Origin of the sequence: Streptomyces sp. NPDC091281, assembly GCF_044757425.1 — a bacterium.
GTDB lineage: Bacteria > Actinomycetota > Actinomycetes > Streptomycetales > Streptomycetaceae > Streptomyces.
This window is the reverse complement of record NZ_JBIVUY010000002.1, coordinates 697,288-711,349: the sequence shown is the minus strand read 5'-3', so window position 1 is coordinate 711,349 and position 14,062 is coordinate 697,288. Positions and strand designations below refer to the sequence as shown.

The window sequence follows — 14,062 nt, the reverse complement described above, 5'->3', positions numbered from 1 at the left end:
GTTACTCTCCTTCAACCCGCATGATGCTGGCGACACCCCGCACGGTGTCGAGCTTGCGCAGCGCCTCGACGGTCCCGGTGAGGGAGGCGTCGGACGCGCGGTGGGTGACGACGACGAGGGAGGCCTCGCCGCCCCCGTCCGGTCGGCTCTGCTGGCGGACCGTGTCGATGGACACGCCGTGCTCGGCGAAGACCGTGGCGACCTGGGCGAGCACGCCCGGCTTGTCGGCCACGTCGAGGCTGATGTGGTAGCGGGTGACGACCTCGCCCATCGGCGACACGGGCAGCGCGGCGTACGCCGACTCGCCGGGGCCGGTGCTGCCGTCGAGCCGGTTGCGGCAGACGGCGACGAGGTCGCCGAGGACGGCGGACGCGGTCGGGGCGCCGCCCGCGCCGGGGCCGTAGAACATCAGGCGGCCGGCCGCGTCGGACTCGACGAACACGGCGTTGTACGCGCCGCGCACCGAGGCGAGCGGGTGCGTCAGCGGAATCATCGCGGGGTGGACGCGCGCGGTGACGGAGGCGCCGTCGGCGGAGCGCTCGCAGATGGCGAGGAGTTTGATGGTGCAGCCCATCGCCTTGGCGGAGGCGAAGTCGGCGGCGGTCACCTCGGTCATGCCCTCGCGGTAGACGTCGTCGAGGCGGACGCGGGTGTGGAAGGCGATCCCGGCGAGGATGGCGGCCTTGGCGGCGGCGTCGAAGCCCTCGACGTCGGCGGTGGGGTCGGCCTCGGCGTAGCCGAGGGCGGTGGCCTCGTCCAGGGCCTCCTGGTAGCCGGCGCCGGTGGAGTCCATCTTGTCGAGGATGAAGTTGGTCGTGCCGTTGACGATGCCCATCACCCGGTTGATCTTGTCGCCCGCGAGGGACTCGCGCAGCGGGCGGATCAGCGGGATGGCTCCGGCGACGGCGGCCTCGTAGTAGAGGTCGCGGCCGTGCTCCTCGGCGGCGGCGTGCAGGGCGGCGCCGTCCTGGGCGAGGAGGGCCTTGTTCGCGGAGACGACGGAGGCGCCGTGCGCGAACGCGGTGGTGATGAGGGTGCGGGCGGGCTCGATGCCGCCGATGACCTCGACGACCACGTCGATGTCGCCCCGTTTGACCAGCGCGGTGGCGTCGGTCGTGACCAGCTCGGGCGCGATGCCCTCGCGCACCTTGGAGGGCCGCCGCACGGCGACCCCGGCCAGCTCGACCGGGGCGCCGATGCGGGCGGCGAGGTCGTCGGCGTGCGTCGTCATGATGCGCGCCACCTCTGAGCCGACCACTCCACAGCCCAGCAGCGCCACCTTCAGCGGACGCGTACGCATCATCCGACCTCGTTTCCTCATACCGTCTACGGTTGCACCAGTCTCACGCACCGGACCGGACTTTCTGCCCATGGTCCGGATCGTGAGACATCTATTTCATTTTCACGGGGCCGCGAGCAGGAGATCTTGCACCCGAAGGCCCACGGCCCCGCTACGCGTGGATCCGGGGATGGGTCTATCCGACGTCCAGACGGAGCAGATCCTCCTCGGTCTCCCGGCGGACGACGACCCGCGCCTCGCCCTCGTGCACGACGACGACCGGCGGACGCGGCACGTGGTTGTAGTTGCTGGCCATGGACCGGCAGTACGCGCCGGTGGCGGGCACCGCGATCAGGTCACCCGGTGCCAGGTCCGCGGGCAGGAAGGCGTCGCGGACCACGATGTCGCCGCTCTCGCAGTGCTTGCCGACCACGCGGGACAGCATCGGCGCGGCGTCGGAGACGCGGGAGACGAGGGCGACGCTGTACTCGGCGTCGTACAGCGAGGTGCGGATGTTGTCCGACATGCCGCCGTCGACGGAGACGTACGTGCGCAGCCCGTCGAGCGGCTTGACGGTGCCGACCTCGTAGAGGGTGAAGGCGGTGGGGCCGACGATGGCGCGGCCGGGCTCGACGGAGATGCGCGGGGTGCGCAGCCGGGCGGCGTCGCAGGCGCGGGTGACGATCTCGTGGAGCGCCTTGGCGATCTCGTGCGGTTCGCGGGGGTCGTCGGCGCTGGTGTAGGCGATGCCGAGGCCGCCGCCGAGGTCGATCTCGGGCAGTTCGACGCCGTGCTCGTCGCGGATGTCCTTGAGGAGCGACACGACGCGCTGGGCGGCGACCTCGAAGCCGGACATGTCGAAGATCTGCGAGCCGATGTGGGAGTGGATGCCGACGAGTTCGAGCCCGTCGAGCTGGAGGGCGCGCCGTACGGCCTCGGCGGCCTGGCCGCCCGCGAGGGGGATGCCGAACTTCTGGTCCTCGTGGGCGGTGGCGATGAACTCGTGGGTGTGGGCCTCGACGCCGACGGTGACGCGGATCTGCACCTTCTGGCGGCGGCCGAGGGACTGCGCGAGGTGCGCGACCCGCACGATCTCCTGGAAGGAGTCGAGGACGATGCGGCCGACGCCCGCCTCGACGGCGCGCCGGATCTCGTCGGTGGACTTGTTGTTGCCGTGCAGGGCGATGCGCTCGGGGGGCATCCCGGCGGAGAGCGCGGTGGCGAGTTCGCCGCCGGAGCACACGTCGAGGTTGAGGCCCTCCTCGTGCAGCCAGCGCACGACGGCGCGGGAGAGGAAGGCCTTGCCCGCGTAGAAGACGTCGGCGTCGGCCCCGAAGGCGCCGCGCCAGGCGCGGGCGCGGTCGCGGAAGTCGGCCTCGTCGAGGACGTAGGCGGGGGTGCCGTACTCCTCGGCGAGGGTCTTGACGTCGATCCCGCCGACGGTGACGACGCCGTGCTCGTCGCGGCCGACGGTGCGCGACCAGATCTTGGGGTCGAGGGCGTTGAGGTCGGCGGGCGGGGCCGCGTAGTGCCCCTCGGGCAGGACGTCGGCGTGACGGGGCCCGGCGGGGTGTGCGGAACGGCTCATGGTGGGCGTGCTCTCCGTGCTCTCTCAGAGGTGTTCGGGTGCGTCGATGCCGAGCAGGGACAGGCCACCGGCGAGCACCGCCCCGGCGGCTTCGGCGAGCGCGAGCCGGGAACGGTGGGCGGCCGTGGGTTTCCCGTCCCCCTGCGGGAGGGCGCCGGGCAGCAGCGGGAGCGCGGCGTCGGCGACGGCCACGAGATGCCGGGCGAGCCGGGAGGGCGCGGCGGGCACGAGCGGCGACGCGGGCGCGGGGCGGCCGGGGTCGGCGGGCTCCGGGGCGACCGGCAGGAGGAGCCGGGGGTGATCGGCGAGGAGGGCGAGCAGCGGCGCGGCCCCGGGGTCGGCCTCGGCCGATGGTTCCGGCCGGATGCCCAGATCGGCGGCGTTGCGCCGTACGGCGTGGGTGCGGGCGTGGGCGTACCGGACCCGGAAGAGGGGGTTGCTCTCGCGCTGCACGAGGTGGTCGGCGCTGATCCGGGGCCGGTCGTGCGGGGCGGGATGCAGCAGCGCCCAGCGGGCGGCGTCCGGGCCGAGGGGGGCGGGGTCCTCGGGGGCGGGGACGGGGCGGAGGGGGTGGGGGTCCCGGGGAGGGGTGGGGAGGTGCCGGGGGGCGGCGGCGCGCCTGGGGGTGACGGCGCGGGGCCGGCCATGGGGTCCGGCGGCGTGGAGCGGGACGCGGCGGGCGGGGGCGCCGGCGGTCCGGGGCCCGGCGGGCTGGGCGTGCGTGACGTCGAGCCGCCCGCCCTGCGCGCCGACCATCCGCGCGAGGACGTCGGCGACGACCTCGGCCCGCACCTCGTACGGCACGGTCAGCGCGAGCACCTGTCCGGCGAGGGCGTCGCCGTGGCCGTAGCCGGGCCCCTCGCGCAGGACGCGGCGCACGAGTTCGGCGTCGGAGCCGCCGCCGAGGCTGACGTTGAGGAACCCGGGCCCGGTGATGTCGACGGCGCGCACCCCGTGGACCCGCGCGAGATGCGGCCGGATGACCTCGGCGACCCGCAGCGGACTCTGCCCGGCGGGGCGGGCCAGCTGGAGGGCGACATTGGTGGCGTAGTCCCCCCGGCCCCCGGCCCCCGGCGGCGCGACCCGCACCCGCGCGGGCACGACGACATCCAGCTCCCCGGCGTCGACGGCACACCGCACTGCGTACAGCACGGCGCGAGACAACTCGACGGGGGTCACGGGACAAGCCTAGGGGAGGAAGGGGGCGGGGTTGCGCGGTGGAGGGGGAGGGTCCGGGATGTGGACGGCGGGGGCGTGAGGGGATGGGGGGCTCGGACGCGGTGAGTCTCCCGGGGACGTCGGGCGTCAGACGTCGGGCGGTGAGGTCTGCCGGAGGCGTCAGGCGTCGCTGACGCGGGCGGCGCGGGAGTGGGGGTGACGGGTGTGCGCACGCTGGGGGTGCGAGGGCAGGGGTGACGGCTCGCCGGGATGGCCGGGCGAGGGCGGGGTGGCAGCGTCGGACCGGGAGCCGGCCGGGGGCCTGGCTGATTCCGACAGGGCCGACCCCGGCGGGACCGGGGCCTCGGTGGAGGAAACAGCAGCGTGCCCCACCACGTCGCCACCCCCGCTCTCCTCCCCCTGCTCCCTCTGCTCTCCCTGCTTCTCCCGCTTGTCCTGCTTTCCTTGCTCCAGGAGGCGTCGGACGAGATCGACGAGGGCGTCGGGCTCGAAAGGCTTGGCGAGAAAGCCGTCGACACCGGACTCCAGCCCGACCTCGACCTCGTACTGGGTGCAGGCGCTGATGATGGCGACCGGAAGATCGCGGGTACGGGGGTCGGCGCGCAGCCGGGCGGCGGTCCGCAGCCCGTCGAGCCGGGGCATGACGACGTCGAGGGTGACCAGGTCGGGCTGGACCTGATGGACGACATCCAGACACTCGGCACCGTCGGACGCGGTCACGACCTCGATGCCCTCCAGCTCGAGATTGACCCTGATCAGCTGCCGGATGACCTTGTTGTCGTCGACAACAAGCACCCGGCCCGACGCGCCTGGCACACCTCGAGAGTAGGCCGGACGCGCCCACCGCGTCCGGCTTTTCCCGACTTCCACCCCGGCCGACCGACGCCCCCGCAAACCCGTTCCTGATCACCCCACCGAAGCTGGTAGTGTTCTACCCGTCGCCGCGAGCAACACGCCCGACACGCCCCCGTAGCTCAGGGGATAGAGCAACGGCCTCCGGAGCCGTGTGCGCAGGTTCGAATCCTGCCGGGGGCACCTTGTATTTAGGCGCCCAAGACCCCGTCACCAGCGGAAACGCTGAGGCCGGGGTCTTCGCGTATGTGCAGGCGTACGCCGCTCAAAGCGGGCGTATGTCGGGGTCTGTGCACGAGGCATGGACGGGATCTTGAGGCATTGCCGCAGGTGGGCTTCCGGAAACGATGAGAGTCGCACCACCAGCCATCCCATCCTGGACATTGCTCATGTCGCGGAGGCCGCCACCGTCCACCCGCAAGGATGGCCGACACTCCAGTGCGACGCACCGGCTCGGACTCACAGTCGATCGGCTCGATCAAGAGCGGCTTGGTCAGCCCAAGTGCTACAACGACTGATGGTCATCGGTCATGCCGTCTCGCGGGGTGTCCCGCAGAGCTCTACAGACCTCACGCCAGGCCGAGAACAGCTCGGGGAGCTGACGCAGCAGGGCTGCCATAAGGGTGATGAAGAGGCCCAGGAAGCCGAAGACGGCCAGGGCACCACTGATTGCGACGTGTTCCATGACGATGAGCATGGGTCTGGCCTCTGACCAGGGCAAACGTCGAAGGCGGACGTAGCCTTCCTGTTTTTGGGCAGGCCTACGTCATGGGCTTATGTCGCTCCACAGCCACGCTCCTGCAAATTGGAGGAGCCGTGAGCTGCGCTGACCCAATTCTTCGGCAGCCACACGCTTATTCAAGCGACTCCGCTTGAGAAATATGAACACCTAAGAAAGTCGGTTGGAAAGTTGGCCTGAAACATTCATCCTTGGCTAAAATAGATCTCTTGACAGCTAGCTGAAGGTGCTCCAGCCCTGATAGCTGGGGCATCGAACACGGCGCGAATTGACCAACCGCCGCTGCGGTATCCCCGGCACAAGCGAGGCCCATGGATAAGGTTCCAAGGGCCTCGGAGTGAGACGGGTGTCTCACTCGTATTCGCGCAGTAGGCCCTCTATGCGCCGGTTGGCGACGTCCTGCCGTTTGTCGAGGCACTTCGCGTAGCGGGTCAGCAAGACTTCGACGCTGTTGCCGGCGCGCTCGGCCACCTCAGTAGGGTCGACACCCGCGTTGAGCCACGTCGACAGCGCCGAGTGCCGAAGGCCGTACGGCCGACTCGCGAGCGGCGAGGAGGCTGCGGACGGCGGGAGCGCGAGGAGCCGGGCTTCCTGCCAGACGCGGTAGTAGGTCGAGGAGGGGACGAGCGCACCCTTCTCGCTGAAGAAGAGCCGTCCGTCGCCCGCCATGCCGGCGGTCTCCAAGTGCTCGCGGAGTGCAGCGACGAGATGGGGCGGGATCGGCACTCGCCTGGCGTCCTCGCTCGGCCGGTTCTTCAAACCGCCATCGTCGTGGGTCTCCCCCGAGTCGGTCCACTGCTTGCCGACCGACGGTCGAGTCCGATGGAGCAGCGCCGACCCCCAGCCCTGTTCGGGGAGGTTCAGGTCTGTCTCAACTAGGCCGACCGCTTCAGCCAGCCGGAGACCGCCGAAGTACTTGGCGGCGAAGAGACCCACCAGGCGCCGATCGCGAGCCCGCCGGTGGCCGCCCACGTAGGAAACGGCCGCCAGGAGATTCCGAGCCTTCTCGAGGTTCGCGACAACGCGAGGGTCAACCTGGTTGGAGACCTTCGGCTTCTGCCAGCGAAAAGCCGTGATCGGGTTGTCACGCGGCTCCCCCAGTTCGACCGCGTAGTTCGCGGGTTGACGAGCGTCCGGAGCTTGCGCCGTACGGTTTCGGCCACTGCGGCTGTACCGTCCAACTTGAGCTTCAGCGAGTCCAGCACCGCACGGGCCGTGACCGGTTCAGCGAGATCGGCCAGCGGTCGCGATGCCTTCGACACCTAGTGGAGGACGTTCCGCACGTCGACCAGCGTCATCGTCCGGCCGTCGTATAGTCGCCGACGGTATCTGGAGCGGAATTGGATCGAACTCCTAAAACGATCTCATCCGTCGCGCTCACTCCTGATCCATGCACGCCGTCCGTAATGGCCCAGGACTCTTGGGTCGCACTCAGAATGCTGTCTGAACCGCTCCCAGGAACTCGATCCACGAGGGTGCCTTCTGGTCAGGCAAGGCAAGTTTCAGGCTGAGTTGCAGTGTGCGGCGCAGGGGATGGGGGGACTGCGTGATTGCGTCATTGCGGGCCGCGAGGCGGACGAGTTCGGCCGGGGTGGGCAGTCGGTCGCTCTTGGATCCGTTGCAGGTCGCATGTGCGGGGGCAAGGTTCCACAGGGCGTCCAGATCTGGACCGTTCCAGGAGCCGACGCTGCCGAAGCGACGCATCAGGGAGAACGGGAAGACGTGGTCGACGGCGATGGCGTCCCCCGGGGCCAGAACATCGCCGCAGATCAGGCAGCGGCCGTGTTGAAAACCGACCGTGGCGTCAACGATGCCGGTCACCGAGCGACGTCGGCGTTTGTCCGTGATCTTAAGGGTGTCCCAGTCGACCGTGACACCCTCCTCGACAAGGCTGCGCCCGACGCTGGCAGCGAAGGAGCTCTCCACGATGCTCCAGCGCGCACCCAACTCCGCAGCTAGGACTGGTGCTTGCTCCGACTGCGCCAGTCGCAACAGGTCAGGAGTCAGGCGCACGACACGCTGCCGTCCCGTCCCTGCCAGCTCGTAAAAGCTGTGGGGCACCGCTGTTTCACCGCTGAGATTGTGGAACTTCTGCATCACCATCATCGGCATGGAACGCACTGCGGCTGCCAGCAGACGCTCGGTGGGCCGGCCGAGTTGCAGTGTCGCGGCTCTCTCCTCCTCAGCGACGGTCAGGAAGTCTTTCTCGCCTAGCTCCACCGTCTGCGGCGCCTGCGGATCCTGGGCCAAATGATGCACCAGGCCCAGGCTGTAGACAGCGGCGAGCTCGGCAAGTGGGATCTCCTCTCGCCCGGTCCGCCCGAACTCCAGCAGGGCCTGCCCGAGAGCGAACTTGTAGGTGCGCGAGTTGGCCCCCATCAGCACTGCCAACCGCCACGACGCGCGCGCCGAGGCATCCTGGGCGTAGAACTCGCGCCCGCTCACTCGCCCCCCTTGCGCAGGACAACCGTCTGCCACCACACCTCTGCACGGCCGAGCCGGTCCGCGCCCTCCTCTACCAGTCGCACCAACCGCAGCGCCTGCCGCTCCCCGTCTCGCACGACCTCCTCCGCGGGCACATCGAACATCACCCGGTCTGTCGGCGGGACTCCGCGCCGAAGCGAGACGACCAGCAGCCCCGCCGGAGTCAGCAGCGTGGCCAGCCGCTCCATCGCCTGCCCACGCTCGGCCGGCGCCAGGTGCATCCACACAGCCGACAGCAGCACCAGCTCAAAAGGCCCTTGCAGGTGGGACAGTGCGGGCAGCGAGTCCTCGACCCAACGGACGTCCTCGCACGGGTTGAAGCTCTTCGCGACCTCCCGAAGCTCACGGACCGGCTCCGCCGCCACCACCTGGTAACCGCGTCGTGCGAGTGCCACGGCGTCCCGCCCAGTGCCAGCACCTACGTCCAACACCTTCGCCGACGTCGGCGGAAGCAGATCTACCACCCCGCCATGCACTTCCTCAAAGGTAACGCTCCCGTACCTCTGCCCCAGCAATTCGGCGCGCTGCGCGTAGTAAGGCTGGACGCCCGCAGTGGGCTGGCCCACCGCCGACGACTCGTCGAGGTGAGGGAAGTTCTCGCCTGTACCAACCATGGCTTCAAGCTACGGGACCGCACTGACAACGGCCGACGCATGAAGACGAGGGGTGGGCGTGGAGTCATTCGGCACCCCGGGCAGACGTGCCAGAACCATGCCATGTCGTGCGGGAAGCCACGGGGAATACCTAGGGACACCGCGTGATCAAGGTGTCAGTACGAGAGGGTCCAAGAGGAAACGCGGCCACGAGCTGCAGGCCCAAAACGAAATCGGCTCCTGCCCAAACTTGCTGGTCAGGAGCCGATACCTACAGCTAGAACCGTCCGCGGATCTGCTTACCCGTGTCGCTCTCCGGGTGGTTCAGCGCGTCGTAGACCTTGTGTCCGGAGTCACGGGCACCGCCCGCCCAGGAGACGGCCCCCCGGTCAGTCACCTTGGCCGCGATGCCGCTCCAGTACTTCGCCTCACGCTCCCACTGGATACCTTCCAGCATTCGCTCCAGGGTGATGCCCTCAGGCATGGGGTCGGCGCTCCAAGACATGGTGCGGTTCATGGTCGCGCCGAGGCCGGCCACGACGGCGGGGGCGGTGACTGCAGTCTTGGCGTGGAAGAGCGCGGCGTGCTGCTGGAGAAACGCGCCCACCGTCTCCATGACCTCACGCTGAACGACCGCCTTGTCCGGTCGATCGCCGCTCTCGTTGGCGGGGATGTCCTCATGCTCGATGCCGGTCGACGCGGCGTGGATACCGGCCTTGCCGAGCATGGCCGTGGCAATGAGGGTCCGCAGGACCGACATCGTCATCCACTCCGGGGCCTTGTCCGACACCTGGCGCTTGCCGGTGAGGATCAGGCTGGACAGCGGAACCGTGGTCTCCCCGGCCGGCACCTTCAGCGACTCCATCAGCTTGCGCGTGACGGTGGTGCCGAAGTCGCGGCCGTCCATGGACATGGCCAGGGACTTGTCGACCGGAACGCCCTTCAGGTTACGGTCGTGGAAGATCTGGCGGGCGGCCATGACGCTGATGCCGTGGAAGATCTCGAACGACAGCGGGATCGCGCCGAAGTCGCAGTCCTCCAAGCCGTACGCGCCCGGGTGCTTCTTGATCCGGTGCCAGGCGGTGACCTGGGTCTCGCTGTCGAGCGCGTAGAGGCCGTCCTTGATCGGCAGGGCCGACGAGCCGTCCTCAGAGATGATCAGCGGGCGCGGCGACCACAGGGTGATCTGCGGCAGCGACCAGGCGTCGTCGTAGTCCCCTCGCAGGCCGGCCGCAATGTAGTCGGCGTACTCGCCGACGTTTTTGGCCTTCTTGCTGCCCGCAGTGCCCAAGAGCCGCTGGATCTCAGCGCGCGTGCGGGCATACTCGCTGATCGGCTGTCCGGCCTTCTGCGCACGCTTGGTGGCGTCCTCGATCTCCTGGGGATCGTTGACGATCGCCAAGAGGTTTTCACAGTCAATGACGCCGTTCGCCATGACCCCCTTGCGGATCTCTCGAAGGTCGACGGGCAGGCCGGTGGTCACCGGCTTCAAAGACGTAGGCATGCTCAAACTCCCCACCCCGCGGGCGTCAATTTGACGCGCCGTCACGTGCGATGACGCTAGTAGACTCACCGTCAGGGCGTCAACTGAGGTGAACGAGAATCCCCGACAGCCATACCGCAGTTATGGACTTTGGACTGCGGTGGAGATCCCTACCCTGCAGATGCGACCGCGGCGGGTAATTCTCGGTCACATGAGTCATCCGCGGACAAGGGGACGGCCCCATCAGGAGCGCACCTTGATCAGCTCAGGTGACAACGGTCACGCTTGAGTATCCGACTCCACCGCAACCGCTCCGGACGACGTCTGACCACCAAGGAGTGCTGCTCCGGGGTGGCAGGGACCGGGGACCTTCACGCACCGTGATGTACGCGGCCACCGTGGACTATCCGTGGACGAACCTTGGGCCGTCGTGGGTTCACAAGGGTCTGACCGGTGCTTTTCTCCAGGACTCGAGCGTCCTCCCGAGCCGTGTGCGCAGTTCGAATCCTGCCGCAGGCACCTTGGATCAGGTGCCCAAAAGACCCCGCCGTCAGTGAAGCCGCTGAGGACGGGGTCTTGGCGTGTCTGCGGGCGAGTGCCGGCGGTCGCGACGGTCTGTCAGCGATCGGGGGCTCGTGAGTATTGCCGTCCGGCAGCGCGGCGCGGTGTTGCGGGCTACAAGGTACTCATGAACCTCAACTCACCTGTGGTCGTCGCACTCTTGGCCGCTGTGGTGTCCGTGGTCGGCACTCTGTTGACTGTGCGTGCTGCCATCCGGACCAACCACAATGCCGCTGTTCAAGCGCAGTTCCAGGAGATCATCAAGAAGAGGATCGAGTTTTATCCCAAGTTGTGGAAGATTCATATTCACTATGAGACCAACTGGACGCTTGACGGGATGCCCAAGACACGGGAATGGGCTGAGCAGTATCTGAGAGAACTCAGTGAGTTCAATCTGGAAGGTGGCGTTTTCTTTTCTCAGCCCGTGTATGAGCGGTTCTTCGCGTTGCGCAGGCATCTGCATGAGGCCGTCGAGGTGACTCGGCCGGGGGCGGAGGTCTCGGGTGAGGTGGCGCGGGCGATCAGGCTGAGCGTGTATGGCGGGCCCGGTCATGGCCGGGGTCTGGCGAACCATGTCAAGGACGATCTCGGTAGTTATCAGAGTGCGTCCCTGGTGAAGGGGCACGGGAAGTAGTCCTGCCCGCCTGCAGACCATGGAGGCCTTGCCCTCCGGGCCCCGCGGGGTGGGTGTGGTGAGTGGTCTGGACAGGGGGACGGGGGCGTGCTGTCATGCCAACGGGCGCCATTTACAACGTAGTACAGGTGCGGGGTGGCGTGCTTTTGCCTGGTGCGGAATGGGTTCCGGTCGCTTCTTCGGAAGGTGGGTCGTCCTCGTATGTCCATGAACAGGCGGGCGCTTCTTCGGGTCGGGTCAGTGGTGGTGGGGGCCGCTTCGGCGGGTGGGACGGGGAGGGGGGTGGCGGCTGCCGCCGAGGGCGGGTCGGGGGATCGGGTGGCTGCGGGGGTGGTGGCGGATCGGTTCACGCGGCTGGCTCCGGGGAGTGTGACCGCGCGGGGGTGGCTCGCCGGGCAACTGCGGTTACAGCTCGCCGGGTTGTGCGGGCGGTTCGAGTCGTACTCGCATTTTCTTGATTTCTCGGCCAGCGGGTGGGTGCGTCCGGAGCGGGGCGGGTGGGAGGAGGTGCCGTACTGGCTGCGCGGGTATCTGCCGCTGGCCATCGCCACCGGGGACGCCGCCGCGCTCGGGCGGTCGCGGGCCTGGATCGACGCCGTCCTCGCCACGCAGGAGGCGGACGGGTTCTTCGGGCCCCGCGCGCTGCGGACCTCGCTCAACGGCGGGCCCGACTTCTGGCCGTTCCTGCCGCTGCTCCAGGCGCTGCGGACGTGGGAGGAGTACGCGCGGGACGCCCGTGTGGTGCCGTTCCTGGTGCGGTTCGCGCGGTTCATGAACGCGCAGGGGGCGGGGGCCTTCGACTCCAGCTGGGTTTCCTACCGTTGGGGGGACGGGCTGGATGTGGTGGTGTGGCTGTACCGGCGGACCGGGGAGGCCTTCCTGCTCGATCTCGCCGCCAAGATGCATACGCACGGCGCCGACTGGACCGGGGCGACGCCCAGTCGGCACAACGTCAACATCGCGCAGGGGTTCCGGGAGCCCGCGCAGTACGCGCAGGTCAACGGGTCCGTCGCGCTGACGCAGGCCACGTATCGGGCGTACGACAGTGTGATGGGGGCGTACGGGCAGTTCCCCGGGGGCGGGCTGGCCGGGGACGAGAACTACCGGCCCGGGTTCGGTGATCCGCGGCAGGGGTTCGAGACGTGCGGGATCGTCGAGTTCATGGCCAGCCACGAACTGCTGACGCGGATCACCGGCGACCCGGTCTGGGCGGACCGGTGCGAGGACCTGGCGTTCAACATGCTGCCCGCCTCACTCGACCCGCAGGGCAAGGCGATTCACTACATCACCAGCGCCAACTCGGTCGACCTGGACAACCGGGCGAAGACGCAGGGCCAGTTCCAGAACGGCTTCGCCATGCAGGCGTACTTCGCCGGGGTCGACCAGTACCGGTGCTGCCCGCACAACTACGGCATGGGATGGCCCTACTTCACCGAGGAGTTGTGGCTCGGCACGCCCGACGGAGGGCTCGCCGCCGCGCTGTACGCGCCGAGCGTGGTGCGGGCGAGCGTCGCGGGCGGGACGCGGGTCACCGTCACCGAGTCGACCGGATACCCCTTCGCCGACACGCTCACCTTCACCGTCAACACGCCCCGGCCCGTGCGGTTCCCGCTCCTGCTGCGGATTCCCGGGTGGTGCGACGGGCCGCAACTGGCCGTCAACGGGGCGGCCGTGGCGGCGCCGGACGGGCCCGCCTGGGCCCGCGTGGAACGGACCTGGCGCGACGGGGACGTCGTACGGCTGCGGCTGCCGCAGCAGGCCCGGTTGCGGGAGTGGGGCGGGCAGGGCGGGGCGGTGAGTGTGGAGCGGGGGCCGCTCGTCTACTCGCTCAAGATCGGTGAGCAGTACGTCCGTTACGACGGCGGCGGCGCCGACGCCGCGTTCCCGGCGTACGAGGTGCACGCGACCACGCCGTGGAACTACGGGCTCGTCCCCGACACGCCGCTGACCGTCTCCGGGGTGGGGGCGAGTGTGCCGGAGCAGCCGTTCACGCAGGACAGTGTGCCGCTGCGGATCTCCGCGCGAGCGCGGCGCATACCGGAGTGGGTCGCGGACGACGAGCACGTCGTGGCGCCGCTCCAGGACAGTCCCGCGGGCAGTGACGCGGCCGTCGAGACCGTCACCCTCGTGCCGGCGGGCGCGGCGCGGCTGCGGATCACGTCCTTCCCGACCGTCACACCGGGCGGGCGGCGCTGGACTCCCGAGCCCGCGTTCCGCCGTATCCAGAACAAGCACAGCGGGAAGGTGCTCGCGGTCGACGGGATGTCCGTCGAGAACAGCGCGCGGGTGGTGCAGTTCGACAACTCCCGTACGAGCGACCACGCGTGGCAGCTCGTCGACAAGGGAGACGGCTGGTACCTCATCCGGAACGGCAACAGCGGGAAGGTCCTCGGCGTCGACCGCATGTCGGTCGAGAACAGCGCGCTCGTCGTGCAGTTCGAGGACAACGGCACCGCCGACCACCTGTGGCAACTGGTCGAGGACACCGACGGGTGGTACCGGGTCCGCAACCGCAACAGCGGGAAGGTGCTGGGCGTCGACCGGATGTCCACGGCGAACAGCGCGCAGGTGGTGCAGTTCGAGGACAACGGGACGGCCGACCATCTGTGGCGGTTCGTGCCGTAGGGGCGTCCCGGACGCGGGCCAGGAGGCCGCGCGTTGACCCCACCC

Annotated in this window: 9 protein-coding genes, 1 tRNA gene and 2 pseudogenes; 3 read left to right on the top strand and 9 right to left on the bottom strand. The window is 69.1% G+C overall.

The annotated features are described in order from the left end of the window. Nucleotide 1: 1 nt before the first annotated feature. From ACIQPQ_RS07690 to ACIQPQ_RS07675, 4 genes and pseudogenes are all read right to left on the bottom strand, one after another. Nucleotides 2-1,300, bottom strand: coding sequence for a homoserine dehydrogenase (locus ACIQPQ_RS07690; RefSeq protein ID WP_383778523.1), 1,299 nt, complete (start codon nucleotides 1,298-1,300; stop codon nucleotides 2-4). Nucleotides 1,301-1,475: 175 nt separating this feature from the next. Continuing rightward, a complete protein-coding gene (lysA, locus tag ACIQPQ_RS07685) occupies nucleotides 1,476-2,867 on the bottom strand; it encodes a diaminopimelate decarboxylase (RefSeq protein WP_401300973.1) in 1,392 nt (463 codons plus the stop codon). Nucleotides 2,868-2,891: 24 nt separating this feature from the next. Further along, nucleotides 2,892-4,046 carry an ArgS-related anticodon-binding protein NrtL gene (gene nrtL, locus ACIQPQ_RS07680; RefSeq protein WP_401300970.1) on the bottom strand — a complete coding sequence of 385 codons (1,155 nt, stop codon included), beginning with the start codon at nucleotides 4,044-4,046 and terminating at the stop codon, nucleotides 2,892-2,894. A gap of 447 nt (nucleotides 4,047-4,493) precedes the next feature. Continuing rightward, nucleotides 4,494-4,862 (bottom strand): annotated as a pseudogene (locus ACIQPQ_RS07675) (response regulator); the annotation flags it as partial. Between the two features lie 147 nt (nucleotides 4,863-5,009). Between ACIQPQ_RS07675 and ACIQPQ_RS07670 the strand changes: the two are divergent. Beyond that, nucleotides 5,010-5,081, top strand: a tRNA-Arg gene (locus ACIQPQ_RS07670). A gap of 322 nt (nucleotides 5,082-5,403) precedes the next feature. Here the strand turns inward: ACIQPQ_RS07670 and ACIQPQ_RS07665 are convergent. The 5 genes and pseudogenes from ACIQPQ_RS07665 to ACIQPQ_RS07645 form a co-directional block, all read right to left on the bottom strand. After that, nucleotides 5,404-5,583: a hypothetical protein gene (locus tag ACIQPQ_RS07665; protein WP_401300967.1), complete on the bottom strand. Its 180-nt coding sequence runs from the start codon at nucleotides 5,581-5,583 to the stop codon at nucleotides 5,404-5,406. Nucleotides 5,584-5,988: 405 nt separating this feature from the next. Further along, a pseudogene (locus ACIQPQ_RS07660) lies at nucleotides 5,989-6,923 on the bottom strand (tyrosine-type recombinase/integrase); the annotation flags it as partial. 145 nt (nucleotides 6,924-7,068) lie between these two features. Next, entirely contained in the window at nucleotides 7,069-8,082 is a 1,014-nt protein-coding gene (locus ACIQPQ_RS07655; protein WP_401300965.1) for an HNH endonuclease, read from the bottom strand. Then, entirely contained in the window at nucleotides 8,079-8,735 is a 657-nt protein-coding gene (locus ACIQPQ_RS07650) for a class I SAM-dependent methyltransferase (RefSeq protein ID WP_401300962.1), read from the bottom strand. The genes ACIQPQ_RS07655 and ACIQPQ_RS07650 overlap by 4 nt, the downstream gene beginning before the upstream one ends. A gap of 256 nt (nucleotides 8,736-8,991) precedes the next feature. Next, nucleotides 8,992-10,197 carry a DNA sulfur modification protein DndB gene (locus ACIQPQ_RS07645; RefSeq protein WP_401300960.1) on the bottom strand — a complete coding sequence of 402 codons (1,206 nt, stop codon included), beginning with the start codon at nucleotides 10,195-10,197 and terminating at the stop codon, nucleotides 8,992-8,994. 688 nt (nucleotides 10,198-10,885) lie between these two features. Here ACIQPQ_RS07645 and ACIQPQ_RS07640 point away from each other — a divergent pair. Both ACIQPQ_RS07640 and ACIQPQ_RS07635 read left to right on the top strand, forming a co-directional pair. Next, complete coding sequence (locus tag ACIQPQ_RS07640) at nucleotides 10,886-11,392, top strand: hypothetical protein (RefSeq protein ID WP_401300957.1); 507 nt, start codon at nucleotides 10,886-10,888, stop codon at nucleotides 11,390-11,392. A gap of 201 nt (nucleotides 11,393-11,593) precedes the next feature. Beyond that, complete coding sequence (locus tag ACIQPQ_RS07635) at nucleotides 11,594-14,017, top strand: RICIN domain-containing protein (protein WP_401300955.1); 2,424 nt, start codon at nucleotides 11,594-11,596, stop codon at nucleotides 14,015-14,017. Nucleotides 14,018-14,062: the final 45 nt, after the last annotated feature.

Bases quoted from the DNA above. Each gene is read 5' to 3' on its own strand.
- ACIQPQ_RS07690 (WP_383778523.1), bottom strand. From the start codon at position 1,300: ATGCGTACGCGTCCGCTGAAGGTGGCGCTGCTGGGCTGTGGAGTGGTC.
- lysA (WP_401300973.1), bottom strand. From the start codon at position 2,867: ATGAGCCGTTCCGCACACCCCGCCGGGCCCCGTCACGCCGACGTCCTG.
- ACIQPQ_RS07665 (WP_401300967.1), bottom strand. From the start codon at position 5,583: ATGGAACACGTCGCAATCAGTGGTGCCCTGGCCGTCTTCGGCTTCCTG.
- ACIQPQ_RS07650 (WP_401300962.1), bottom strand. From the start codon at position 8,735: ATGGTTGGTACAGGCGAGAACTTCCCTCACCTCGACGAGTCGTCGGCG.
- ACIQPQ_RS07640 (WP_401300957.1), top strand. From the start codon at position 10,886: ATGAACCTCAACTCACCTGTGGTCGTCGCACTCTTGGCCGCTGTGGTG.
- ACIQPQ_RS07635 (WP_401300955.1), top strand. From the start codon at position 11,594: ATGTCCATGAACAGGCGGGCGCTTCTTCGGGTCGGGTCAGTGGTGGTG.